This is a genomic window from Desulfovibrio sp. MES5 (assembly GCF_002237645.1).
Lineage (GTDB): Bacteria > Desulfobacterota > Desulfovibrionia > Desulfovibrionales > Desulfovibrionaceae > Desulfovibrio.
Genome location: NZ_MJUZ01000011.1, coordinates 1 through 22812, shown reverse-complemented (window position 1 = coordinate 22812; position 22812 = coordinate 1). Strand labels below are relative to the sequence as shown.

The 22812-nt window shown below is 51.6% G+C and carries 25 protein-coding genes and 2 tRNA genes; 17 read left to right on the top strand and 10 right to left on the bottom strand.

Annotated elements, in window-relative coordinates; translation table 11 throughout:
- The first annotated feature begins 407 nt into the window (after positions 1-407).
- Together BCS36_RS03580 and BCS36_RS14145 are read left to right on the top strand one after the other, a co-directional pair.
- Positions 408-1154: a DUF421 domain-containing protein gene (locus BCS36_RS03580; protein ID WP_291301540.1), complete on the top strand. Its 747-nt coding sequence runs from the start codon at positions 408-410 to the stop codon at positions 1152-1154.
- 296 nt (positions 1155-1450) lie between these two features.
- Positions 1451-1996, top strand: a complete 546-nt coding sequence (locus BCS36_RS14145; RefSeq protein WP_367209154.1) for a GlsB/YeaQ/YmgE family stress response membrane protein — start codon at positions 1451-1453, stop codon at positions 1994-1996.
- 153 nt (positions 1997-2149) lie between these two features.
- Here BCS36_RS14145 and BCS36_RS03570 read toward each other — a convergent pair whose 3' ends face one another.
- Positions 2150-3676: a MiaB/RimO family radical SAM methylthiotransferase gene (locus BCS36_RS03570; RefSeq protein ID WP_291301539.1), complete on the bottom strand. Its 1527-nt coding sequence runs from the start codon at positions 3674-3676 to the stop codon at positions 2150-2152.
- Positions 3677-3735: 59 nt separating this feature from the next.
- Between BCS36_RS03570 and BCS36_RS03565 the strand changes: the two genes are divergently transcribed.
- A complete protein-coding gene (locus BCS36_RS03565) occupies positions 3736-4716 on the top strand; it encodes a M15 family metallopeptidase (RefSeq protein ID WP_291301538.1) in 981 nt (326 codons plus the stop codon).
- A gap of 161 nt (positions 4717-4877) precedes the next feature.
- Here the strand turns inward: BCS36_RS03565 and BCS36_RS03560 are convergent, their stop codons facing one another.
- The 3 genes from BCS36_RS03560 to BCS36_RS03550 are packed head-to-tail and all read right to left on the bottom strand — an operon-like array spanning position 4878 to position 6850.
- The gene (locus BCS36_RS03560) at positions 4878-5303 is read right to left on the bottom strand and encodes a universal stress protein (RefSeq protein WP_291301537.1); all 426 of its coding nucleotides are present in this window, start codon (positions 5301-5303) and stop codon (positions 4878-4880) included.
- Positions 5304-5329: 26 nt separating this feature from the next.
- Positions 5330-5725, bottom strand: coding sequence for a biotin/lipoyl-binding protein (locus BCS36_RS03555; RefSeq protein ID WP_291301536.1), 396 nt, complete (start codon positions 5723-5725; stop codon positions 5330-5332).
- 15 nt (positions 5726-5740) lie between these two features.
- Positions 5741-6850 carry a putative sulfate exporter family transporter gene (locus BCS36_RS03550; RefSeq protein WP_291301535.1) on the bottom strand — a complete coding sequence of 370 codons (1110 nt, stop codon included), beginning with the start codon at positions 6848-6850 and terminating at the stop codon, positions 5741-5743.
- Positions 6851-7675: 825 nt separating this feature from the next.
- On the opposite strand from BCS36_RS03550, the gene BCS36_RS03545 reads away from it, so the two are divergent.
- The 12 genes from BCS36_RS03545 (at position 7676) to BCS36_RS03490 (ending at position 17480) form a co-directional block, all read left to right on the top strand.
- Positions 7676-7750 (top strand) — tRNA-Gln (locus BCS36_RS03545).
- 11 nt (positions 7751-7761) lie between these two features.
- Positions 7762-7838 (top strand) — tRNA-Glu (locus BCS36_RS03540).
- Between the two features lie 182 nt (positions 7839-8020).
- Positions 8021-9355, top strand: coding sequence for a site-specific integrase (locus tag BCS36_RS03535; protein ID WP_179981371.1), 1335 nt, complete (start codon positions 8021-8023; stop codon positions 9353-9355).
- A gap of 27 nt (positions 9356-9382) precedes the next feature.
- Positions 9383-9574 carry a hypothetical protein gene (locus tag BCS36_RS03530; RefSeq protein ID WP_179981372.1) on the top strand — a complete coding sequence of 64 codons (192 nt, stop codon included), beginning with the start codon at positions 9383-9385 and terminating at the stop codon, positions 9572-9574.
- Between the two features lie 136 nt (positions 9575-9710).
- Entirely contained in the window at positions 9711-10712 is a 1002-nt protein-coding gene (locus BCS36_RS03525) for a hypothetical protein (protein ID WP_179981373.1), read from the top strand.
- Positions 10713-10835: 123 nt separating this feature from the next.
- On the top strand, positions 10836-11054 hold the full coding sequence (locus BCS36_RS03520) for an AlpA family transcriptional regulator (protein ID WP_179981374.1): 219 nt from the start codon (positions 10836-10838) through the stop codon (positions 11052-11054).
- Positions 11047-12846, top strand: coding sequence for an AAA family ATPase (locus BCS36_RS03515; protein WP_232088370.1), 1800 nt, complete (start codon positions 11047-11049; stop codon positions 12844-12846). The genes BCS36_RS03520 and BCS36_RS03515 overlap by 8 nt, the downstream gene beginning before the upstream one ends.
- A gap of 204 nt (positions 12847-13050) precedes the next feature.
- Entirely contained in the window at positions 13051-14349 is a 1299-nt protein-coding gene (mobV, locus tag BCS36_RS03510) for a MobV family relaxase (protein WP_179981375.1), read from the top strand.
- Positions 14350-14486: 137 nt separating this feature from the next.
- Positions 14487-14873, top strand: a complete 387-nt coding sequence (locus BCS36_RS03505; protein WP_179981376.1) for a protein MobC — start codon at positions 14487-14489, stop codon at positions 14871-14873.
- 171 nt (positions 14874-15044) lie between these two features.
- The gene (locus BCS36_RS03500; protein WP_291301534.1) at positions 15045-15392 is read left to right on the top strand and encodes a hypothetical protein; all 348 of its coding nucleotides are present in this window, start codon (positions 15045-15047) and stop codon (positions 15390-15392) included.
- 35 nt (positions 15393-15427) lie between these two features.
- Positions 15428-16819, top strand: a complete 1392-nt coding sequence (locus BCS36_RS03495; protein ID WP_291301533.1) for a TrkH family potassium uptake protein — start codon at positions 15428-15430, stop codon at positions 16817-16819.
- A gap of 4 nt (positions 16820-16823) precedes the next feature.
- Positions 16824-17480 (top strand): TrkA family potassium uptake protein, encoded by a 657-nt coding sequence (locus BCS36_RS03490; protein WP_179981436.1) that lies wholly within the window; start codon positions 16824-16826, stop codon positions 17478-17480.
- Between the two features lie 128 nt (positions 17481-17608).
- Here the strand turns inward: BCS36_RS03490 and BCS36_RS03485 are convergent, their stop codons facing one another.
- Both BCS36_RS03485 and BCS36_RS03480 read right to left on the bottom strand, forming a co-directional pair.
- The gene (locus tag BCS36_RS03485) at positions 17609-17833 is read right to left on the bottom strand and encodes a hypothetical protein (RefSeq protein WP_179981380.1); all 225 of its coding nucleotides are present in this window, start codon (positions 17831-17833) and stop codon (positions 17609-17611) included.
- A gap of 3 nt (positions 17834-17836) precedes the next feature.
- Positions 17837-18097, bottom strand: coding sequence for a hypothetical protein (locus BCS36_RS03480; RefSeq protein ID WP_291301532.1), 261 nt, complete (start codon positions 18095-18097; stop codon positions 17837-17839).
- Between the two features lie 321 nt (positions 18098-18418).
- Between BCS36_RS03480 and BCS36_RS03475 the strand changes: the two genes are divergently transcribed.
- Entirely contained in the window at positions 18419-19663 is a 1245-nt protein-coding gene (locus BCS36_RS03475; protein ID WP_179981382.1) for a DUF2254 domain-containing protein, read from the top strand.
- A gap of 35 nt (positions 19664-19698) precedes the next feature.
- Here the strand turns inward: BCS36_RS03475 and BCS36_RS03470 are convergent, their stop codons facing one another.
- The 4 genes from BCS36_RS03470 to BCS36_RS03455 form a co-directional block, all read right to left on the bottom strand.
- Entirely contained in the window at positions 19699-19989 is a 291-nt protein-coding gene (locus tag BCS36_RS03470; protein ID WP_179981383.1) for a thioredoxin family protein, read from the bottom strand.
- A 17-nt stretch (positions 19990-20006) separates the two neighbouring features.
- Positions 20007-21128, bottom strand: a complete 1122-nt coding sequence (locus BCS36_RS03465) for a permease (RefSeq protein ID WP_291301531.1) — start codon at positions 21126-21128, stop codon at positions 20007-20009.
- 66 nt (positions 21129-21194) lie between these two features.
- Positions 21195-21548: a helix-turn-helix domain-containing protein gene (locus tag BCS36_RS03460; protein ID WP_179981384.1), complete on the bottom strand. Its 354-nt coding sequence runs from the start codon at positions 21546-21548 to the stop codon at positions 21195-21197.
- Positions 21549-21710: 162 nt separating this feature from the next.
- Positions 21711-22025 (bottom strand): hypothetical protein, encoded by a 315-nt coding sequence (locus BCS36_RS03455; protein ID WP_179981385.1) that lies wholly within the window; start codon positions 22023-22025, stop codon positions 21711-21713.
- 103 nt (positions 22026-22128) lie between these two features.
- Between BCS36_RS03455 and BCS36_RS03450 the strand changes: the two genes are divergently transcribed.
- On the top strand, positions 22129-22389 hold the full coding sequence (locus BCS36_RS03450; protein ID WP_179981386.1) for a helix-turn-helix transcriptional regulator: 261 nt from the start codon (positions 22129-22131) through the stop codon (positions 22387-22389).
- Positions 22390-22812 lie beyond the last annotated feature (423 nt).

The window sequence follows — 22812 nt, the reverse complement described above, 5'->3', positions numbered from 1 at the left end:
CAACATGGCGTGAATTCTGCCGATGCCCGCATTTTTCGGCAGAATGGCAAACTGAGAGGTGAAGCATTTCAAGGTTACTCTGATCTGGCTGCTGTCTCCTGGCCTTGCTGTGGATTCGCGGATGCGCAGGCGGCTTGTGCCATTATCCGCCATGCCGCCAGTAGCCGAATTGAAGCGTTTCTGCCGATGAGAAGCAGTTGTGCCAGCGTATGCCCCCGCCAGGGACAAAAGTACAAATTGGATGGTTGTGCACAAAAGTGACCTGACAACGCAGCATGCTGCGTTGTCGTGCCTGTCAGTTGCAATTACTGTCTGCATTCGATAATCTTGCCCTAGGGTAAGAATTCCCGCCCTCCCGCCTGCTTTTTTTTCCCTCCCGCTCAACCTCCTTTCTCCAGGAGTCTGCTATGGACCAAGCTTTCTGGCAGTCAGCCCAGCTCTACGGCAACATTGCCGTCAAACTCGCCGTGGGTCTTGCCACCTTCATCTTTGTTTTTCGCACCACAAATCGTTGCCAGCTTGCGCAAATGACGTCGGTTGACCTTATTGGCAACTTTGTCATGGGCGGAATTATAGGTGGCGTAATATACAATCCAGCTATTGGCATCGCACAGTTCATTCTTGTTCTCGTCATATGGCAAATTCTGATCGTTGCAGTAAATTCTTTACGCATGCGGACAGAATCAGGCCGAAAAATGATAGTGGGATCACCCATCCCCATTGTCATCAAGGGGAAGTTTCTTCAGGATAAATTTAGTGACGCAGGGCTCGATATTGGCGATTTCGCAACGCTCATAAGAATGCAGGGCATTCATTCTATGAAAGATATCTGGAATGCCCAGATAGAACCCAATGGGCAGCTTACAGTGCAAAAAAGGGAAGATCCCCATATTTCCAATGTGGTGCTCAACAATGGGGCAGTTCTTGAGCCCGCCCTTGAAGTGATCGACAAGGATGAGGCGTGGCTGAAAGCCGAACTGCACAAACAAGGGTACGATTCATACGAAAACATTTTTTTTGCGGAATGGAATGAGCAACGGGATAAATCTGGGAAACTTGCCGGAAATCTTTATGTTGTAAGACTTGATGATAAAAAAGATAGCAAGGACACCAGCGCGCCCATTCCGCCCGAGCAAAGCCGACAACCGGCCTGACATCGCGCGTTTCTGCCGCGCAGACGCCACATACGCTTTCATGCGTGTCGTCAGGGCACCCGAGCATTACACTGCTCAGTGGGGGAGGCCCCTTTGCAAAAGGGTCTCCTCCTTCACGCCCGACCCGCTAAAATCTTTATTGTCTTTTAGAGCATTGCGCTCTGAAAAAGTTACATGCTCTAACGCTGCACGAGAGTGCCGCGTTCCGCAACGTGACGTGTATTCTGTAGAAAAGAAAATTTTCGGAAGAAGGACACTTTGAAATGCTGCATATTTCAAAGTTCATCTGATCTAGTATGGTGCAAGGGATGTTCTGCTCTGAAGGGGCAGAGAAACGCCTTTCAGGCATCACACCAACACAAGGGTTATCTTTTCTGATTTCTGCAATGGTTGACGTCACTCATACGATGCCAGAGACGCTCAAGGCTGCCGCACCGTGCCCGCTGAGCATTACATGCTCCGGCGTGGCGGCGGGCGGTGGTGCCCCCCGGGAATGTCTGCCTTCTGGGAAACTCTGCTTCAGGAGCCAAAATAGTCAGCTGTTGCTGCGCTTGCAGGCCCACAACATGGGCAAACAACAAAAAGAGGACAGTATGGGCATAATTTTGTGGATAATCTTCGGAGTAATCGCGGGCGCCATAGCCAGGTTCATCATGCCCGGTCGGATGGAAGACGGGTTTATCATGACTTCCCTTCTTGGCATTGTGGGGGCCTGTGTGGGCGGTTTTGTGGGTACTTCGCTGGGTTTTGGAAAAGTCACCGGCTTCAATTTGCCCAGCTTCTTTATTGCCGTGCTTGGAGCCATGATTGTTCTGATTATTTACGGCAGGTTTAGACGCTGATGGGCGCATGAGCCGTCGCAACGCATAGGGCACGTTGCACGGACGCATGCCCATTCCAGCCTGGAGCAGCTCATAACAGTGCTGATTGCGCGCGAGCCTTCACGGCGGGCCCACGTTCATTGCTGTTATAGAGCACTTTAAAATGAAAAAGCCCTATGCCGTCTGGTCATTGGGAAAGGGCAGTTCTTCCACAAGCAAGCCCTTATCCGTTACGGCCACAGGGCGGACAGCCAGCAAGCCAGAGCAAGGTTGCGCGCCAGCGGAGCGTATGTTTTCATTCATTACCTGTGGCGTACGGGGCATAAAGCAGGCTGCGTAGTACTCATTGACGCCCTTGAGGGTCTTTGCAGCGCCGTTTTCGGCCCTGTTCAGGGCAGTGCCAGAAACATCCGCAACGTCCGCAGCCAGCAGCATGTGCGGGAGCCGTAGCTGCGCCTCAAGAAAGGCGCGTTGCTTTTGCGTGACGGCCTGGCGGATTCTGGCGGCGCGTTCCAGCTTGAGCGCATGGGGCACCTGCTTGTCAAAGCGCTCGGCAGCGGTGCCCGGACGACGAGAGTAGGGGAATACATGAGCGTACGTCAGGGGCAGGCGCTCGATAAGCGCCAGCAGTTCCTGTACGTCTTCTTCGGTTTCACCGGGAAATCCGGCGATAATATCTGCGCCCAGTCCCATGACAGGCCAATGTGCGCCCAGCAAAGTTACGGCTTTTTCCAGCATGGCGGCATTGTAATGCCCGCGGCCCATGCGTTTTAGTACGCTCTGACTGCCGTGCTGCAGAGAAATATGCAGGTGTGGGCACAGCAAGCGACAGCCGAGCAGGGTGTCCAGCCCGCGTTCGTTGAGTTGCCCAGGCTCCAGAGAACTGATGCGAAAACGCGCCTGACCGGCGAATTCAGGCGCCAGCGCCGCATCCACCGTGCGTAAAAGATTCCAGAAGTCCCCCATGTGCTCGTTGCCACGGCCATACTGGCCAAGATTGATGCCGGAAATCATGACTTCAACATGTCCGGCTTCAAGCAGTCGCCGGGCTTCGGCAATGATATCATCCGCCGGGCGGCTGTGGGGCCGCCCTCGTGTCAGGGGCACGATACAGTAGGTGCACCGGTGGGCGCAGCCGTCCTGCACCTTGAGCACGGGACGGGCGCGTTTGAAGGTGGAAATGGCAAATGGCGGAAATGCCTGTGGCTGCGCAGGCTGGCTGGTTTTTCCCTCAGTGACGGGGGCAGGAGCTGGAATCACCGAGGCGGGCTTAGTATCCGCTCCTGTGGGGGAGGCGTCATCCGGGCGCTCCACATGCGGCGTCAGGCTGTGCAGCCCGACAGGAGGGGTAACCCACGGCCCTTGCAGCAGGACGTCTTTATGCTCCTGCGCGATGAGAAGGTCAGGGGCTGCCCATGTCGCTCCGGGGCGCGGTTTGTAATCGGCAAACAGGCGCGCCGCGCAGCCTGTAAGAATAAGGCGGGCCTTCGGCGCTTCGCGCCGCAGACGAAAAACGGCATTGCGGGCGTCTCTCTCACCCTTGGATGTGATGGCGCAGCTGTTGACGCAGACAACTTCAGCCTCGGCCGGGGTGGAGCATTCCACGCCGCCAAGGTTTTGCCATGCCTCACGCAGGGCTTGGGTTTCGTACTGATTGACCTTGCAGCCGAACGTGACCAAAAAAAATTTCCAGGTAGGCATGGCGCAGATGTACGCAAAAGCGCTTGCCTTGACAAGCGCGGCGCGAGTAGGTTGTGGACATGATACGTACCGTAATGCAAACCTTGGTCTTTTTTTTGTGCCTGAGCCTGACGTTGTTTGAAGCTTCACCTGTTGCCGCAGGCGAGGGCTCCGGGAGTCCCGGCCATTTTCCCACTCCGGCCGACGGCAGCGCCGTCGTAATGCCCGAGGCTGTCGCGCCTCCGGTTGGCAGCCGCGCATTGTGCGACAGTGGCCCTGTCCCGAAAACAGAAGTGTCGGATGATCTGGACAATCTGGACGCGAACACTCGCCTGGACATACAGTGCCTGAAAGCTTCTTATCCGCAGATTACCGGGCTGGTTGTCGATGCCGAAGGCCTGTGGCTGCTGGTTGGGGACAAGGTTCGGGTTCTTTATTCCCGGCATGGTTCCCTTGAGGGTATGACCACTGTGGCGGAAACGGCTGATGGCTGGGTGGTGGACGTTCGCGCCAGCATGGCGGACCCGTATCCCCTTGACCCCGAGCGGCCAGATACTCCCCTTGGCGTATCACCCGGCAGAAAGCGTTCGTATGATCTTTTGACTGCCCTCTATGGGAGCACACCCGCGCAGGTGGGCAAGCAGCTTGTGCCCGTACAGCTCCTTGGGCAGCCTCTGCGTCTTTCAGCCCCAGCGGGAAAGGCTCTGGCTGCGGCTGATCTTGCGCTTGTTGAAGCTGTGCGTGAGGATCCACAGTTGAAGGCTTTTCTTAAAATGGATGGCGGCTTCATGTGGCGTCGCATAGCGGGGGAGTCGCGTTTAAGCCCGCATGCGTTTGGCATTGCGGTGGATTTGAGTTCGCGCATCGCTCCTTACTGGCGTTGGAGCAAGATGCGCCCGCATCCTCTTCAGTTCAGCTATCCTTCAGCCATTGTCAGCAGGATGGAGGGGGCGGGATTCATCTGGGGCGGTAAATGGCACGAGTATGACATCATGCATTTCGAGTATCGACCTGAAATTATCTGCAAGGCCAGGGCCGTGCGCGACAAGGCTTTACAATGAAGTAGCTTGCCTGCGGCGCGTTCATGACGCAGGTATGTCTTGCAGGCGCATACGCAACCCCCGGCATGCTGTTGCCCCCAGATCGACTGGAGGACAGGCATCATGCCGGGGGTTTGGCTTTGGCGCTGCCTCACCGTAATGCGGCGGGGCGTGCCGGTGTATCAAATGTCCGCTGGTACAAGCAGTATCCGGCAAGGCGCATTATCGCAGAGCGCGGCAATATTGCCACGGATCCGCTCAAGCCCCCGCTGTAAAGGGTTGGAGGCCACAAGAAGGTCATAGCCTTTATCCATTTCGTGCCTGGCCTCGTCCACCACATTGCCGGCCTTGATGATGCACTGGATTTCCATCTCTTCGCCAGCGAGGTTTCTAAGGCGTGAAAAGGCTTTGACTGAGCTTCTCTCTTCTTCCTGCTGCACGTAGTCGATGAAATCGGCCCGCGAGCCGCTGCCAGAAAGCCAGTCATGCCCGACATAATCGTTCCAGGTGGCGTCCAGCACAAAAAGTGCGGTCAGCCGGGCGGAACTTGCCTCAGCAATACGTACGGCTTCAGCTGCGGCGGGGCTGTCCTCATCAAGGAGCAGCAAGATATTTTGAGGGGTTGCTGTCATCATTAAGGTAACGTGCCCTTTTCATGGTCCAGTACGATGATGGTATCTTTACCTTTTTTTACCGCAGAACCAGGTTTTCCCGGCACCTCAAGCACCTTGCCATTGGCTTTTACGCTCACGTCGCGGGTGACCACCTTTTCTTCCATCACGTTGTCTTTCCATTTTTTTTCAACAACTTCGAGGGTGTATATGGTGTCTCCCTTTTTGACTTGAGCGCCTTTTTCTACCGCTACGGAAATGAGCTTTCCATCCTGGCTGGCTTTCACCTTCACCGTTGGCACAATAAAGGCCATGTAGCCAAGCACGAAAAGTACCACAAGTCCGGCGAAAATGATGGAAGCGACATCTTCATGTCGGTCATTTTTAAATACTGTCATTTTCTGCTTTTCGTTACTCATTGTATGTTCCTTTGACTAGAATGCGCCGGTTTTGGGCATGAACAACAAAATAACGACAAGAGCCAACACATATTTTGCCATACCCGCTGTCAGGCCAAGGCGCAAAGGCTTGCCGCCTGCGGCTTTGATCTCGCGAAAGTCAATGTACGCCCCCTGTCCCACAAGACCGATACCGAAGATCCACTGCATGCAGTCACGCAGAAAATGCAGCGTCTCAGACCCTTCGGCACCGAGCATCCCCAAAGAGGACAGGGCAGTCATGCCGAAAAAGCCCAGAACGAAGATGGGGAACTTGGAGACAAGGATTTCTTTGAGGCTGATATGCTCGGCCTCGCCTTCGCCCTTCCAGTACCAGACGGTGATGGCAAACACCACGAAGGGAATGCTGATGACGCGTACCACGTTCCACACTTCGCCGTAGGCAACGGCTGTTCCCGGAGCGATCACGGGGTTGAAGGCAAGGCATGTGGCAAGCACCTGGCCTGAATTCAGAATACCTGTGCCCACCCATGCGCCGTATTGCAGGTCTGACAGGTTAAGAGCTTTGCCAATAAAGGGGCTGATGAACATGGTCACAATGCCGAAACCGAGGATGGTGGCTATGGCAAGCGCCAGATCGACCGGTCGGGCGCGCACGCCCGGGGCTGCAGCCACAGCGGCGGAAACGCCGCACCCGCCGCAGGCCGCGGCCATAACCGCCGCCACGGAGCGGTCAACTTTCCATAATTTGCTCAGAAACATGATGAGGAAGACTGTGCCAAACACAAAGGCCATGATCAGCAGCGCAGCGCTGACGCCAAGCTTGAGAAGGCTTTGAATAGTGTACAGGGAACCCAACATGATAACGCCTGTTTTGATGAACAGGCGGGTTGTGCGAAAGCCGGCATCAGCCCAGTTGGGAATTTTGCCGCCAAAAAGCACGTTGCGGAACAGCATGCCCGCAATGATGGAAAGCAGGATATAGTTAAGGCTCAACACCTGAACGGGCCAACCCTTAATGCCAAAAAGCGTTATGCCGCCCAACCAGGGAACCACATACATGCGCAGTAACGCCAATGTGCCGACCATGAGTGCAAGGCCGGGGATAATGGCTATGATTTTACCCAGCAGTCCTTTGTCTTCCATTGTCTTCCTCCGACATTGTGTAGATGTTAGGTGATAAACATTTTTTTCACAAATTCTTATGGGTTAGAGGTTAGTTGTTTAGTATGGGTAGCATGAGAAAACTGATAGCGCAAGTATCTTTGTGCTCTTGGGGTGAGTGTTCCAGATGATTTTTATCCGGAATTAATACGTCTCAGGGTATAGATTATTTTATTTATAGTATTAGACGTTTCTATCCTGCATCACATATCATTGTATTTTAGTGGGTTGTTTGGAGTTTGCGTTGTGGTGAGGCTGGGCATAGCCGTCCATATGTTGATCTGACAATTTCAGAGCGAAATGCCTGGCGGCTACGTGCAAAAGTGCGCGCTGTAAAGACGTAATTACAGCTTATTCCATGTGTTACATGGTATAAACCCGAGCCTCACATTGCTGGCAAGGTATGATCGCAAAGATGACCTGCTCTAAAGGAGCACAAGTGGGGCTCAGTTGACTGCCGCCCTGATGGGTTGTGAAAGAATGGGTATGAAGTCGATAGTAGTCCATCAGGCAGACACGTCTGTGAGCCTGATGGTTTGGAGCCGAGGGAGTTGTAGAAGCAGTTGGGCCACACCCTTGGTCAGGGGGCTGTTGTTTAACAATGGGCCAGTTTTTAGAAGACTTGCACCGGAGGCTACTGGCAGCGCACGCTTTTTTTCCGCACGGAAGGTTTTTTTCATCTTATGGTAGGCCATGCCGGAAGGGTAGGCGGAGTTATGCTGGCTCACCAAGTAGACAAGAAAAATTAGTTTTTTAAAATTCTTGCTTGACAGTCGAGCGGCCATCACATATACACACTCTTCGTGTTGGGCTGTCGTTCAATTGGCAGGACGACGGATTCTGACTCCGTTAATCAAGGTTCGAGTCCTTGCAGCCCAGCCAAAACATAGTGCGTCCCCATCGTCTAGCCGGCCCAGGACAACGGCCTTTCACGCCGTCGACAGGGGTTCAAATCCCCTTGGGGACGCCAAAACTTTTATCACAGAGGTTCGAGGAAGTTTTTTAAGTCGCTGTAATAGCAATACTTTGAAGCCAAAAATGTGTGAGTAGGTCCGCATTTATCCGCTTCAGTCCAGCGCCGATGTGAGTTGAAATGTGAGTAGGAATTTGCTACAAAGCAAATACCTACTCACGTTTTTTTTGGAGCTTCACATGGGAAAACTCACTGTCAAATTCGTTGAGGGAGTAAAGGCTACCGACAAAAAAGCAGCCTACGGCGACGGCGAAGCCCTGGAGCTTCACGTCGAACCGTCCGTAAGGAAGGGTTGCACGAAAAAATGGATTGCCCGCTTCCGTTGGGAAGGCAAGGCCAACAATAAAACGCTCGGCGCTTTTCCCGATACCTCTCTGGCGGAAGCAAGGCAATTAAACGCCGCCTTCCGCGCCCATCTCGACCAGGGGCTTCACCCCGCCCTCTTTGTTCCGCCTCAAATGGCGCGAAAAGCCAAAGCTCAAAAAAGAAACCCCGATACCCCCGCGCCACCCGATTCGCCGCAACACTGGACAGTAAAGCAGTATGTCGAAAAGTGGCTCAAAAGCGACCCCAACTGGTCAAAAAATACCATCAAGACCAAGAGCGACAGGGCGCAGAAATATATTGTCAAACCTTACGGCCACATGAAACTTAGGGATATAACCCATGCCGTGATCGAAGACTGCATACGCTTGCTCACCGAATCGGAAAAACATGCCCAGGCGAAAAAAGTTGCGGGTGTCTGGAAGCAGCTCTACGAATACGCGGAGCTGCACGACAAAAGCCTCCCGAATGTCGCGCAAAATTTGGGCAGATACCGCAAGAAGCGGGTAAAGGCCAAGCACCACGCCACCCTTGTGGAACCAGCGGCCATCGGTGATTTTGTTGTGCGCCTGGAAGATTACAAGCCCAAGTACAAGGGAACGAAAGCCCTTCCGTACACCATCCACGGCTTATGGCTGGTTTTATACACTATGAAGCGGCCTCACGAAGTCTGCGAGGGCAAATGGACCGAGATTGACTTTGAGCAGAAACTTTGGCGAAAAGATGCGGAAAACACCAAAACCGGCCTTGAAAACGATGAATGTCCATTGAGTGAACAGGCGTTGAAGGTTTTGACCGAGCTTCACAAAATCACCGGCGACTTTGAATATATGTTTCCCGGCGGAGCGGGCAACCTCCATATAGTTCCTGAAACGCTACGCAAGCTGATTCTTGAAGGTTTGGGCTACTCCGTGGGCGAACTGACCACACACGGGCTTAGAGGCATGTTCTCAACGACCGGCAACGAGCTTGGTTACAATTTTGAGGCCGTTGAAAAGCAGCTTTCCCATAATATCGGCAATGAAGTGTCACAAGCCTATAACCACGCCAAGTATCTTAGAATGAGAAGGCAAGTGGTACAAAAATACGCAGACTGGCTGCATGTTCAGGCAAACAAGGCCCGGAAAAGAAAAAAGCAAGTATCCAGTGAGCATGACAGCACTGAACAAGTGGATTGCATAGCCGTTTGACGGCAGAACAGTGATACAGGAGGAAATATGTTTGAATACCAACTTGATACAATAGAATATGATTCTGCCGAAACAAACGAACTCACCGTTTCCATTGGGGAAATACCGGAAAATGCTCAAATCACCGTCAAAGATACCGGCTGGAGCGAAGAAGAAAAAGAGCATATGAAACAATTCGGCTACGATGGCCTTGATATGGTCAGGGCGTGGTATAGCTAATCGAGCAAACACAAGCTGACCCACCAGGGCGGCACGGATTTTTGCAGCGCGGCACTTCTTTGGGGTGCCGCTCACAAAAACCGCGCCGCCCTTCTGCTTATTGCCCATCTGTGGCCTTTGTTGTACTGATAAATCCATGTTTGAGCCGCAAAAAATACCTTTGTTCAGAGTCAAACAGGCATACGGCCTGGGCGAATATGAACCTCAAGAACTCCTGGACTACCTATCCCCTGATGGCGTCTTTCCCTATGAACTGTGGCAAAAGGCGTATTCCTCTTATTGGAAATATCCCGCCGCTGAATGCTCCCGGCTTTACAAGGTAGAGAATCCGCCTTTCCCTGAAACCCACCAGATACCGGAAAAATACTTCCCAACAGAAACATATGCAAAATGGATAGTCGATTTTTTCTATGAAATGGCACGGCGCATATCTTTCAAGGATTTAGAAAGTGGTTTCGATTACATAGTCGAGACAACGTATGACAGTAAATCCGCTGTAAATGATTCTGACAGAACATTTCTCTTTTATCATCTTGAGTTGGTGGAGAAAAATATTGCCAGCATCACCAGGGTAGAAGGGGTGAAAAACATTGACCTGAAACTTTCTGCTCCCCATGTTCTGTTAAATATATTCCCCGATACGGTTGCCGTGAATAATCTATCGGCCATTCACTACTGGTCTGTTATTCGGGGCTTCCCTTTCGTCAAGGAAGTAAAAGGCATCACGGAAAAGATGGTCGAGTTTGTTATCAAAAGGGCTGCACAAAAAATGCCGCCAGTTCCCGAACCCGAACAATCAGATATAATTACCGAAACGCATATTCCGTCGTCCGTTGGGGAGGAAGCGCCCCCGAATACCCTGCCCGAAGTTGCGGAGCATGGACAAAAAGAGGGTATGATTCTCATTCCCCGCTCTTTATGGGAAGGAAAGACAGGGCAACAAGTCTGTAACGATATGCGGATTGCCGGGTATAAGGAAGATGCTCCAATCGCCTATGCTCTCCACTATTGGGTGGGCATCAAAAGCATAACAGAAATCGGAACTATTTTGCGCGGAGAAGGCATTACAGACAGCGCCAGAGCTAAACACGCCCGGAAGCATTTGGAACTGGCAGAAGGACGCTACTACACAGAATAATTTTGCCAACATTCCCGGTTTTTCCCGGATTTTCCCGATATTTCCCAGCCTACACTCCCGGTTTTTCAGTGTTTTTAGTGCTTTAGTGCCTCCTAAGTTCAATAAAAACTTAGGAGGCTTTTTATGTCACAGAAACAAGTTGAATCATCCATTAAGCGGCTACTCCGTATTAAAGAGGTTCTGGCTCGCCTTTCCATCAGCAGAAGCTCATTTTTGGAGGGGTGCCGCACCGGACGCTTTCCCCAACCCATCAAGATCGGCCCCCGCACTACTGTCTGGAAAGCCGAGGACATCGACGCGTTTATAGAGAACCTTGGCAAGCAGGGGGCAGACAATGAGTAACGCCCTGCAAACTTTCCGTGATGTTCTGAACGGCAAAGGGCTGATACCGGCTGAAATCATTGCGGACGGCAAACTGCACCGTTGCCCCACCCAAGCCAAGCCCAACAAGCAGAACGGCGCGTATATCGCCCATCTGGACACCCCTGCGACACTCTGGTGGTGCAACTGGGAGAGCGTAGAGCAAGGAACGTTCACCGATACCGAGGAAAGAACATTTTCCCAAGCGGAAAAGGAGGCATTACGGCAGCGGCAAGCTATCGTAAAACAGCAACGTGAGGATGAATTTGCACGGCGACAGGCAGCGGCGGCGCAAAAAGCGCAGAGCGAGCTAAACGCTTCCATTCCCTGCTCCCCGGAGCATCCATACTTGCAGCGTAAAGGCATCCCGCCACTTGGGGCTGTGCGACAAGCCCCAAATGGCACTTTGCTTATTCCCGTACAAGACGCTTCCGGCAACGTGCAAACGCTGCAACGCATAGCGCCGGATGGGGAAAAGCGTTTCCTTACTGGCGGCAAAGTTCACGGCGGGCATTTTGTCATTCAGGGCAAGCCGGAAAAGGCTGTTGCCGTTTGCGAAGGTTACGCCACCGGAGCCAGCATTCACCTTGCTTGTGGTTACACCGTGTATGTGGCGTTTTCTGCAAACAATCTCCCAATCGTGGCTGGCGCTGTGCGTAATGCGTTTCCAGACAAATCCATACTCATCTGCGGTGACAATGATGAAGCGGGCAGCAACAAAGGGCAAGAGGCCGCTCAAGCGGCGCTGGCCCGGCTCGTTCTTCCATTCTTTGCCTTGGGAATCGGAACGGACTTCAACGATTTGCACGAAAGCGATGGCCTACAGGAAGTCCGCCGTCAGTTGGAAGCGTCTGAAAACCATCCCGCCGCAGTCGGCAGCGCCCCCGCCCTGGTGTCTCTGGATATGGGGGAGTTTCTTTCCATGTCCATTCCTGAACGGGGGTTACTTCTGTCGCCCGTTCTCCCGGTACAAGGCATAGGCATTTTGTATGCCCCGCGTGGCATCGGCAAAACCTTTGTGGCCTTGAGCGTTGCCGTGGCCGTGGCATCCGGCGGGGCTGTTTTCGACTGGCGTGCTCCCACCCCCAAACGGACGCTGTATGTGGATGGAGAAATGCCCGCTACAGCGATGCAGAGCCGTCTTGCCGCTCTTATCAGCGGCATGGCGGTTCCGCCCCATGCCTTAAAAAATCTGACGCTCATCACGCCGGATTTACAGCCCTGCCCCATGCCGGATTTATCCACCATGAGCGGACAACTAGCGTTGGAACCGTATCTGAAAGGCGTGGACATGGTTGTGCTGGATAATATCGCAACCCTGTGCCGCACAGGGAAAGAAAATGAGGCGCAATCCTGGCAAGTCATGCAGTCGTGGCTGCTGGACTTGCGCCGCAGAGGGATAACCGTGCTCCTTATTCACCATGCCGGAAAATCCGGCGACCAGCGCGGCACCAGCGCCAGGGAGGATATTATGGACACGGTAATCAGTCTACGGAGGCCCAGAGAATACAGCATGGCCGAGGGCGCACGATTTGAAGTCCATCTGACAAAAGCGCGGAGCGTATTGGGCGATGATGCCAAGCCCTTTGAGGCCAATCTGGTGACGGAGGGCAATGCCCTGCACTGGCAGATAAAAGTGCTGGAAGACGTGGAACTGGAAACACTCAAGCGTCTTTTGAGCGAGGGTTACAGCATCCGCGACTGCGCCGAGGAAATGGGCAAGTCCAAGGGCGCAATCCAGCGGTTGAAAAAGAAACTGGACGGAGGAAATTGACCCGCCGTTTTCAGGTGTATCGCTGTATCACCCCCTAAGGGGCGGTACAGCGGTACATCGGCAATATTCCTCGTATTAGTAATCCAATGAAGTGCAACTATGTCCAGCGAAGTTTGCAACTGCTGTACCACAAAAAATGAAAAAATGTACCGCTTTCCCGCCGCATAAAGAGCGAGAGAGCGAGTGATACAAGGAAGTCCAACTATGTCCTATCTCGTTTTACACATGGATAAATTCAAAAAAGAAGCTGTGCGCGGCATCCAGAGCCACAACAACCGGGAGCGAGAAAGTCATTCCAACCCGGATATTGATTATGAGCGCAGCGGCCACAACTACGATCTGCACGAATCCGCCTCTGGAAACTACGCCGAGGCCATCCAGAATCGCATTGACGACCTCTTATTGGTGAAGGCCGTGCGGAAAGACGCCGTGCATATGTGCGGCCTCATCGTGTCCTCTGACAGCGCGTTTTTTGAAAAGCTCCCCCCGGAAGAAACCAGGCGTTTTTTTGAGGAAAGCAAAGCCTTCCTTACGGAGTTTGTCGGCGCGGAAAACGTCATTTCCGCAATGGTCCACATGGATGAAAAAACGCCGCACATGCACTTCCTGCATGTTCCGGTGACGCCGGACGGCCGACTGAACGCTAAGGAAATCTACACACGGGAAAGTCTGAAAAAGCTGCAAACCGAGTTGCCCCGGCATCTGCAAAGCAGTGGGTTTGATTTGCAGCGCGGCGTCGAGCAGGAGCCGGGAGCGAAGAAAAAACATCTGAACACTCGTGAATTCAAACAGCAGCAGGAGGCGCTTCATAGTCTGGAAAAAGAAACCCAGGCCGTGAACGCTGAACTGGTACAGCGCCAGCGGGAGGAGTCCGCATTGCAGGAGCGTTTGCAGTCCATTGAACGGCAAGCCCAGGAAGCGGAAAAAATGCTCTCCGAGCAAACGGACATTCCCAAGGCGTCAATGCTCAATTTCAAATCCGTGCTGGAAGCTGCCCAAGGGATAATCGAACACCAGAAAAAGGCATTGGCGGCAAAGGGCATCGTGGACGCGCAGAATGAAAAGCTGAAAGCCGATAACGAGAAATTGCAAGCCCAAGCCAAGGAGCTACACGACAAAGTTCTTGGCATTGAACTGCAGCATGCCGAAGAACGCCAGAAAATCAACGCGAGCATCCGAAGTTTGAACAACACCAATCAGAACCTTCTCGCCCGCCTGGAAGAAACCGAGAAGTTTTTCCGCTGGAATACAGACGCCAGTATGATGCGCGATGAATACGAGCGGGAGCAGCGGCAGGAAGCGCAACGGAAAGCGGCAGAGCAAAAACGGCTGCTCGAAGAAATCAAACAGCAGGAGCGCCAGCAGCAAGCGGATAAAGAGCGCCAAGCTAAAGAGCTTGAGCAGCAAAAAGCCGCAGAGCTTGAGCGGCAGCGGGCAGAACGCGAACAGCAGAGAGCGCAGTCATTGGAACGGAGGCCGCGCGGTATGGGCATGGGCCGTTGAGTCCGCGCTGAATCTTTGCGGGGAGCAGAAGTATAGCCCACTATACTTCACTCCGCGAAGTGTGGGCGAACGTGCCGCTCGACCGCCAAAAGCAAAATCCGGGGTATGGCCCCGCCACAATAAAGGAGAGAAAAAGCATGAATATCACCGCAGCCCAGGTCAAGGAAATCGGATTGGAGCTTGCCAGGATGAAGCCCGCCAAAGTCACTCTGGACGGCAACCGCAGCCTGACCGTGAAAGAAACAATCTTCGCCCTGGCCCCGACACTGGAACGGATGAAAAAACGCGGCTTCGATACCCAAGAGATTGCCGAAAAACTCCATGAGAAAGGCATTGAGATAAAGCCGCCCACACTGGCAAAATACCTGAACGAGTTCAGACGCGGTAAGGACAAGAAAAAAGACACACCCCCGCCGCCCGTGCAGACGGAAAAGGCCGCGCCCATGTCGCAACCGGAGAAGTCCGCCAGGGTGAGTAGCGGACAATTCACCGTTACACCGGACATGCCGCTGGATGAATTGTAGCGGCATTCCGCTCTTTTTCCGACAACGACAGACACGGCCCTTGGACATTCCAGGGGCCGTGTCTGTCGTTACACTGTCACGACAATTGGTTGAATCACAGATTGAACCCCGCCAAATTTTGCCCTCACAGACTATAGAAAATATCCGGTCACCGCGTTATACCTTTCGGACATGAGCACCAATGTCCAACACGAAAAACGGCGTTACTTACGCCTTTTCACGCCATCTACAAGGCCCGCAAGCTGTCGGCCTACGCCTATGGCCGCGACAGGCTGGTACCTTCGCGTCTTCGGACATCCGGAATTACCCGCCGCGCAATTCGCTCTGCGCTCTTCCTACCTGAAAGGCGTCATTCTTTGTGACGAAGGTTCGCTCGGCAAAACCTACGAGGCGCTGCTGGCTGTCACCCAGCTTTGGTACGAAGGGAAGAACAACATTTTGCTGGTCAAGCCGACGCCTCTGCTTGAACCCCATAGACTACCGGCCCCACGGCCCAACAAGCCACATGCAACAGAATAAATAAGACACTAATTTTATTATACAATTACAAAGATATGCAACAGTACTTTAAACGTCATTATCTCACTCCATTTGTTTTGCCAATAATCGCTTTTTTATTGGCCATTCTGATAGGGGGTACCTTGCTGAGCCTGGAGGCTTTTTCAGCAAACAAGCCTGTCAGCATTGTTGACGCTTTTTTTGTCGCGACCTCTGCCGTATGTGTCACGGGATTATCGCCAATTGACGTTTTTTCAGAATTTACTATTGCCGGGCAATGGATAATTATTGCTCTAATGCAGCTTGGATGCCTTGGCATAATAACTTACACCACGCTCATTTTTTATATTATCGGTAAGAATATATCGTTGAGAGACAGGCTTGCTGTGCAGCAATCCATCGTCTGCAGCAACGTATTCAGCTTACGAAAGTTCATAAAAAGAATCGTATTTTTTGTTTTTGCTTTTGAATGTATCGGCTTTATTTTTCTCTTATTGCTTTCTCCCAAAGGAGTGACGGCGTTTGACGCGCTTTTTTTGGCGGTTTCAGCTTTTTGCAATGCGGGATTTGCCCCATGGCCCGATAGTTTGATACCATTACGCCACTGTTGGAGTTTTCAGATCGTCATAATGCTTCTTATTGTCATAGGCGGGCTTGGTTTCTTTGTCATAAATGAGATAGTGGAAAAAGTGCAGCATAGCTGCAAAAAAAGCGGATACTATAATCTTTTTTCCACAGCAGAAAGCAAAAAGTTGAGCTTCTATAGCAAGGTAGTTATAACAACGACCATAGGAATGCTCGCTTCCGGCAGCATATTTATATTTCTGTCCGAGCTTGGCAATACAATATGGAGCGATGCCTCACTTGGAGAACGCTTTCTTACTGCATGCTTTCAAACAGTAACCAGCCGAACGGCCGGGTTTGCAACTACGGATCTGGTAGGGTTTACAGATATAACGCTGCTTATGACTGTATTTTTAATGTTCATTGGCGGATCACCGAGTTCGGCAGCTGGCGGAATTAAAACCACGACGTTTCGTGTCCTTTTGGCGAGCTTGGCTGCACAGCTCAAAGGAAGAAAGCAAGCCGTTATCCAAAACAGGGCTATGAACAGCCAGATACGCAATAATGCGATGTTGCTGTTTTACTATGCAATATTAACAATTCTCATGGGAACATTTCTCCTGGCTATTACGGAAAACGGGCTGACGCATCATGGCGCCGCACGTATTCCTCTTTTCAGTTTATTTTTTGAAGTAGTTTCGGCGTTCAGTACAACAGGATTATCGCTCAATATTACCCCCTTGTTGACTGACTGGGGAAAAATTGTTCTTTGTCTTGTTATGTTCATAGGCAAGCTCGGCCCGGTGTGGCTGATAACGACCATTCAGCAATTCCATACAGAAATCGCTTATGCCTATCCTGAAGAATCAATCCCAATAGGGTAATTACATGAAAAAGACATTGGAAGTCGGGATTATCGGCCTGGGAAAATTTGGCAGGCAACTGGGCATCGTGCTTACAGAGTTGGGTCATAATGTACTAGGAGTAGATATTGATCCTCAACGTGTGCATGCCGTCCAGGATATTTTTCCACAGACTTATGTGGCGGATGCTACCGACAAAACAGCTCTGGACCAGTTGAAGCTTCAATCCTGTGACACTGTTGCGGTATCTGTAGGGAGCACAATGGATTCTTCCATTTTGATCACCTTGAACCTTCAAGAGATAGGAGCAAAAGATATTTTGGTAAAAGCGGTAAGCGCGGCTCACCGTAAAGTTCTTAGCAAACTAGGCGTAGGACGGGTGCTTGAGCCGGAAATAGACGTAGCCACCCAAGTGGCATATCGCCTGAACACCCCTGGGATGCTGGACCTGCTTCCAATTGGTACCGGAGTGCTCATCCAGGAACTTATTGTAGACAAATGGACAGGGAAGTCTTTGGCGGAGCTTAAATTGAGAGACACAAACGGTCTTTTGGTGGCTGCAATCTGTCCAGCAAACGCAGCTGAGTACGTTTTTGTGCCAGACCCGCATCAACCGCTCGCGCGAGGCGATAAGCTGCTGCTCATTGGGTACCAAAAGGCGTTATCGGGCATTGTCCCATAACCCCAAACCAAACTTGTGCCGAAATGGCTTACCTCCCCAACCCCGGCCCACGGCTGCGTTGGCTCCCCTGTGCCCGCAATCGTTCTATTTGGCGTTCAACAAGGCGCTCAAACGCGACAAGAGCGGTTTCAAGTTCGCATGTATATCGCTAACGCGTTGCAAGTGCCGCACTGATTCCTGTTGTTCGACTCGGAACTGGCCACGTTCTCCTGTAGCTGACGAATGGTTTGGGCGTGGCTCTCCAAGCTGCGCTGGTGGTTGACCAGGGATGTGCCGTGCATTTTCTGGGTGGCATTCAATTCCTGTTCCAAGGTGAGCAAGGTGTTTTTGAGAGTGCGCTCCAGTTCGGTCATGGTCTATTTCCTCACTATTCTCCAGGCTTTCTGTTTGCCGAGCGTTCCTCCGTGGGTGATTGTCCAGCCCTCCGGTGTCAGCAGATAGTCCTTGCCCTCCGACTGATACGGCTCCAGCCCCTTGAAAGTGGCCCATAGCGGGGCGCTCTGGGCTTCCATGGAATCTTTCCGTTCTGACAGCGCGGTTATTTCCCGGTGCAAAGTCGTGATTTTCTTCTCGGCCAGGGTCAACAGGCCCCAGCCGTTGAATATCGCGCCCGTCACGATGCACAGGGTTATGACCAGGGCTTGCAGGCATTTCCAACCAAAGGCGGCGCTCTTCGCGAACTACCTCAAAAAATTTCTCCAACGTGCCAACTTCCGGGCATGGCGAATAACCGGGCAAGAGAGCTGACTCACCAGGGCAGCACGGATTTTTGCAACGCGGCACTTCTTTGGGGTATCGCGCACAAAACTGGACAGAAAACCGAACGAGCGGATATAAGAACTAATAGACAACCAGTTATTTAATAGCAAAAATTGACTATGCAGTTCCTCCGAATATACGTTCTCCACAATCCGAATTGGCGACAGGAATAATGCCGTATGACGAACGTAAAATTTACCATTCTGGCCTTGGCAAAAAAAATATGGCCCAAGGTTTCCGCCTACGCCCTGCTTGGTGTTCTGAGCGCCTTGGTAGCGGTGATTTTTAAAAGCTATATTCCCGAAGAGCTCAGTAAAATTGTCGGCTCTGAAACTGCCGGGAATATTTTGACTATACTGGCCTCAAGCATGCTGGCAGTGACTACGTTTTCCTTATCCACGATGGTTTCTGCCTATGGCGCGGCAACATCAAATGTAACACCCCGCGCCACAAGGCTTATCACAGAAGACAAAACAACCCAGAATGCCCTTAGCACCTTTCTAGGAACCTTCCTGTTCAGTCTGGTCGGGATTATCGCCTTGAACATGGGTTTGTATGAGGGCGGCGGAAGGTTTATCCTGTTCGTCTTTACCATCGTTACAGTCATCTTCATCGTGGTGACGTTCATCCGCTGGGTAGACAGGCTGACCACTCTGGGCAGGGTGAATGAAACCAACGGTCTTATTGAAAAAGCCGCTACCGATGCAATCAAGCGGCGCGCGCATAAACCAACCTATGGATGCAATCGGTTTGAAACTTTCCCTGATGTTTTACCGGAATGGACTGACTTACAAGCGGAATCCAGTGGCTATTTACAATATTTCGACGCCAAAAAAATTTCTCAACTCGCGGAGGAACATGAGGTCGATGTGTACGTTGCTAGCACGCCGGGCAAATATGTTACAAAAGGCACGCTGCTCGCTCTGTTCACCAAGAAACTTACATCTGAATCATATCGCGAATTCTGCAAATGTTTCACCATTGCAGACCAGCGCACCTTTGAACAAGACCCGCGCTTCGGCCTATGCGTCCTGGCGGAAGTAGCCTCACGGGCCATGTCTCCGGCAGTCAATGACCAGGGCACGGCTATTGACATTGTTGTCAGAGCAGGTCGTGTACTTGAAGTGTACACAGTTGAAAGGAAAGATGAAGCAGCTGAATTCAAGCGCCTTTGGGTACCCGAACTTTGCATTGACGATCTTTTTCAAGACGCTTTCAATCCGGTGATTCGGGATGCAGCCGCTTCTTACGAGGTTCAGGTACGGCTCCAGAAAACCCTTGTCCATCTTGGCAGCCTCGGGAAAGATTATAGGGAGTCAGCAATAAAATATTCCCGGATAGCGCTCCAATATGGCGAGGCAAAGCTGTTTCTGGAAGAAGAAAAAGCAGAACTCAGGCGCATTGCCAGTGCATTGGGCCTATAAAAAAACGGCTTGCTAAATTCCCCGCCGCTTCCTTTTCAGCACTTACCACCGCAGCAGCAACCACCGGATGCACCGGGAGCAGCCGAACCGCCAGCGCCGTCAATCCAAGCCGCGATTTCTTCTTTGCTTGGAATTTTTCCCGTTGATTTCACCACGCCATCAACAGTCACAGCCGGGGTAGACATCACGCCCGCCGCCATCATTTCTTTCAGGTCGGACACTTTTTGCACTGTGATATTGCCGCCCTTGGCCGCAGCCACTTCTTTCACCAGATTTTCCGTTTCCGTGCAGCGGGCGCAGCCGGGGCCGAATACTTTTATTTCCATTGTCTCTCTCCTGTTGATTAATCTATGTACGGGCCAAGAATGTTGAACAGCCAACCCACCAGTGTAAAAATCACCCATAAATAGCCGATGAAAGCCGCTTGCAGTTTGATGGTCATAATCTGTCGCAGCATCATCACTTCCGGGATGCTGGCTGCTACGGCACTCATGCAGAAAGCCATTGTCGTACCAATAGGCAAGCCCTTGACCAGCAGACTTTCCATAACCGGCACAATTCCCGTCACATTTGAATAAAGAGGAATCGCCACCAATACGGCCACGGGAACCGACCACCATTCACCGGCTCCAAGATTTTCCGCAAACCAGTTTTCCGGCACAAAACCGTGCAGCGCCGCACCGATGCCCACACCGATAATGACCCACTTCCAGACGCGCTTGAAGATAGAAGTCATTTCTCCATAAGCGAATACATGCCGCTGCCTGACAGTCAGTTTTTGCACTTCGCCGCTCTCGCTGACATACTGATGCGCGGGGGCGTTGTTCATGGCTTCAATTATGAACGGTTGCAGCCAGCGTTCCGCCCTGATGTTGTTCATAAAAAAGCCGCCGATGATTCCCGCCGCCATGCCTACAAGCACATAAATTACCGTGAATTTCCAGCCGAGCAGCCCCCACAGCAACACAACGGCGATTTCGTTGATAAGCGGCGAAGTAATCAGGAATGACATGGTGATGCCAATAGGGATTCGTGCCGTAGTGAAACCGAGAAAGAGCGGAATACTGGAACAGGAGCAAAACGGTGTGACCGACCCGAACAGAGCACCGAGGAAATACCCAAGGCCGCGCCGTTTTCCGGCAAGATAATCGCGCACACGTTCCACATTCAGCGAGGCGCGTATCCAGGCAATGCCGTAAATCAGCGCCACCAGTAGCAGAAGAATTTTCACCGTATCGTAGATGAAAAATTCCAAGGAAGCGCCGAGATGCGATTCAGGATTCATACCGAACAGCCCGAAAACCAGCCAGTGTGAAGCCGGGAGAATATAGCTGTAAGCCAGCCACCAGAGCACGGCCAGCGACGCTATCATTGCCAAATATTTCCGATTCCAGCCTTCTGAGCTTGCCACAGGGGTCGGGGTCTGCCCGGAACAGCAACAACCCATCTTTTCAGTATCCATCATGGTTTCCCGTTCTCATGTCAACATATGTTGACCAGTTGATATTTAGGTGAAAAAAAATTGCTCCTATCAATCAACACGCTTGGGCAGGATGCCACTCACCGGGCTTGCATCCCTGAACCTTTGGCAAGCCTCCGGGTTGCCGGAACAGCATTCTTCCGTCAGATAGCCCACAATATCCAGCATCAGCGGGATATTGGCCTTGTAACGCATAAACCGACCTTCCCGTTCCACGTCCACCAGTCCGCTATGCACAATGGCCTTGAGGTGAAAGGAAAGATTGGTCGAAGGAATATCAAGCTCTTTGGCAATATCGCCTTGCACAAGGCCGTCAGGCGCGTGTTTGACCAGTAGCCTGAATAAGTCCAGGCGCACGTCGGAAGAAAGCGCCTCAAAGATTTTGGTTGCTTGTTTCGTTTGCATAGATTGATAGTTCAACATTATTTGATATGTGTCAAGTAAGTTCATACTCTGCCAACTCAAAAATTGTAACAGCCTTTCATATCCGCCGCCATTCCCAAGGGGCTACTGGTTCGTAATCAACCCAGAAAGCCCTTACTTACCGTCAGCAAAAATAAAAGCGGTTTATTGGATCCTTTGGCTTTGCGGACTATCAAGCTCCCACCCCTCCCACTTTGGCTTGCCTCTGCCATGCAAGACCCATTGCGGCGTATATTCGCTTTTCAGAAACACTAACCGTCGCAACCATTTCACAGGCACAATCTGATACTTTCGACAGAAGTTGAGCCACGAAACCCGCGCCCCAAGGTAGTTAGCCAAGTCTGTTTTATTTGTGGTTCCCGTTGCAATTTTGAAACGGGCGTACACATCATCCCACTCAATATCTTTGCACAAATCCCGGCCTAACTGGTGATACCCTTCCGGCTCCCAAAAATTCATAATTTCACCTCCACAACGGCAATCCTGACCTTCTTGCCTATAGACTAGTTTTTCTAGTCTGTAGGCTAGAAACAAAAAACATGCAAACGCCTATTATAAGAGAATGAAAAATCCTCTTAATTCAGCAGCACGACTAAATTTTCAGCATGTTTTACGCCGGTATCGGCTAGCGGCAGGGCTGACACAAGAACAGTTATCCGAAAAAATGGGCATAAGTCTTGGCTACCTTTGCACACTGGAAGTCGGCAGGAAATGGCCCCATCTCGACATGCTTTTCATCATTGCGAAAGCGTTGAATGTTCGTCCGTCCGAATTGATAGCCGCCCTGGAAGATGAGTTGGGCTTTAACGTCACGAAATCCTAAAAATAGGGCTGCACTTGTATCCGACCTGTTTAGGGAGCATATGAGGGAGCGGTTCAATTCCCCCAATGAGGGATTGCCGCCGTTATGCCGATGTGTATTAGCTTTCGCGTAGAAAATAAAAATTTCTAAAAACAATCAATAATATTGTAGACTTATATAGAATATTCAAAACCCCTTGGGGACGCCAAATGATTCCAAGAGGTTATAACAAAAACCTCACCAGATACCCACAGGGGGTTAGTCCCGGGGGTTAGTTTTGAAAAAAGGCTGCATGAAAATGCAGCCTTTTTTCGTTTTCAAAAACGAAGTCTGAAGCATGTTCTTCTACTCCGTACCTGTTGGGATGAGTTTATCGGATGTTCGCCCGCAATTGCGGCGAACCACAACTGCCTTTGCCACTCCCCCCTGCTTCTCTTCCTTTTT

What these genes read in the sequence shown, in the direction of transcription:
- BCS36_RS03530 (WP_179981372.1), top strand. Translation starts at nt 9,383, where the DNA reads ATGTTTGAATACCAACTTGATACAATAGAATATGATTCTGCCGAAACA.
- BCS36_RS03520 (WP_179981374.1), top strand. Translation starts at nt 10,836, where the DNA reads ATGTCACAGAAACAAGTTGAATCATCCATTAAGCGGCTACTCCGTATT.
- BCS36_RS03505 (WP_179981376.1), top strand. Translation starts at nt 14,487, where the DNA reads ATGAATATCACCGCAGCCCAGGTCAAGGAAATCGGATTGGAGCTTGCC.
- BCS36_RS03535 (WP_179981371.1), top strand. Translation starts at nt 8,021, where the DNA reads ATGGGAAAACTCACTGTCAAATTCGTTGAGGGAGTAAAGGCTACCGAC.
- BCS36_RS03490 (WP_179981436.1), top strand. Translation starts at nt 16,824, where the DNA reads ATGAAAAAGACATTGGAAGTCGGGATTATCGGCCTGGGAAAATTTGGC.
- BCS36_RS03580 (WP_291301540.1), top strand. Translation starts at nt 408, where the DNA reads ATGGACCAAGCTTTCTGGCAGTCAGCCCAGCTCTACGGCAACATTGCC.
- BCS36_RS14145 (WP_367209154.1), top strand. Translation starts at nt 1,451, where the DNA reads ATGGTGCAAGGGATGTTCTGCTCTGAAGGGGCAGAGAAACGCCTTTCA.
- BCS36_RS03470 (WP_179981383.1), bottom strand. Translation starts at nt 19,989, where the DNA reads ATGGAAATAAAAGTATTCGGCCCCGGCTGCGCCCGCTGCACGGAAACG.
- BCS36_RS03525 (WP_179981373.1), top strand. Translation starts at nt 9,711, where the DNA reads ATGTTTGAGCCGCAAAAAATACCTTTGTTCAGAGTCAAACAGGCATAC.
- BCS36_RS03495 (WP_291301533.1), top strand. Translation starts at nt 15,428, where the DNA reads ATGCAACAGTACTTTAAACGTCATTATCTCACTCCATTTGTTTTGCCA.
- BCS36_RS03460 (WP_179981384.1), bottom strand. Translation starts at nt 21,548, where the DNA reads ATGCAAACGAAACAAGCAACCAAAATCTTTGAGGCGCTTTCTTCCGAC.
- BCS36_RS03515 (WP_232088370.1), top strand. Translation starts at nt 11,047, where the DNA reads ATGAGTAACGCCCTGCAAACTTTCCGTGATGTTCTGAACGGCAAAGGG.
- BCS36_RS03475 (WP_179981382.1), top strand. Translation starts at nt 18,419, where the DNA reads ATGACGAACGTAAAATTTACCATTCTGGCCTTGGCAAAAAAAATATGG.
- BCS36_RS03550 (WP_291301535.1), bottom strand. Translation starts at nt 6,850, where the DNA reads ATGGAAGACAAAGGACTGCTGGGTAAAATCATAGCCATTATCCCCGGC.
- BCS36_RS03565 (WP_291301538.1), top strand. Translation starts at nt 3,736, where the DNA reads ATGATACGTACCGTAATGCAAACCTTGGTCTTTTTTTTGTGCCTGAGC.
- BCS36_RS03465 (WP_291301531.1), bottom strand. Translation starts at nt 21,128, where the DNA reads ATGATGGATACTGAAAAGATGGGTTGTTGCTGTTCCGGGCAGACCCCG.
- BCS36_RS03455 (WP_179981385.1), bottom strand. Translation starts at nt 22,025, where the DNA reads ATGAATTTTTGGGAGCCGGAAGGGTATCACCAGTTAGGCCGGGATTTG.
- mobV (WP_179981375.1), top strand. Translation starts at nt 13,051, where the DNA reads ATGTCCTATCTCGTTTTACACATGGATAAATTCAAAAAAGAAGCTGTG.
- BCS36_RS03450 (WP_179981386.1), top strand. Translation starts at nt 22,129, where the DNA reads ATGAAAAATCCTCTTAATTCAGCAGCACGACTAAATTTTCAGCATGTT.
- BCS36_RS03500 (WP_291301534.1), top strand. Translation starts at nt 15,045, where the DNA reads ATGAGCACCAATGTCCAACACGAAAAACGGCGTTACTTACGCCTTTTC.
- BCS36_RS03485 (WP_179981380.1), bottom strand. Translation starts at nt 17,833, where the DNA reads ATGACCGAACTGGAGCGCACTCTCAAAAACACCTTGCTCACCTTGGAA.
- BCS36_RS03555 (WP_291301536.1), bottom strand. Translation starts at nt 5,725, where the DNA reads ATGAGTAACGAAAAGCAGAAAATGACAGTATTTAAAAATGACCGACAT.
- BCS36_RS03570 (WP_291301539.1), bottom strand. Translation starts at nt 3,676, where the DNA reads ATGCCTACCTGGAAATTTTTTTTGGTCACGTTCGGCTGCAAGGTCAAT.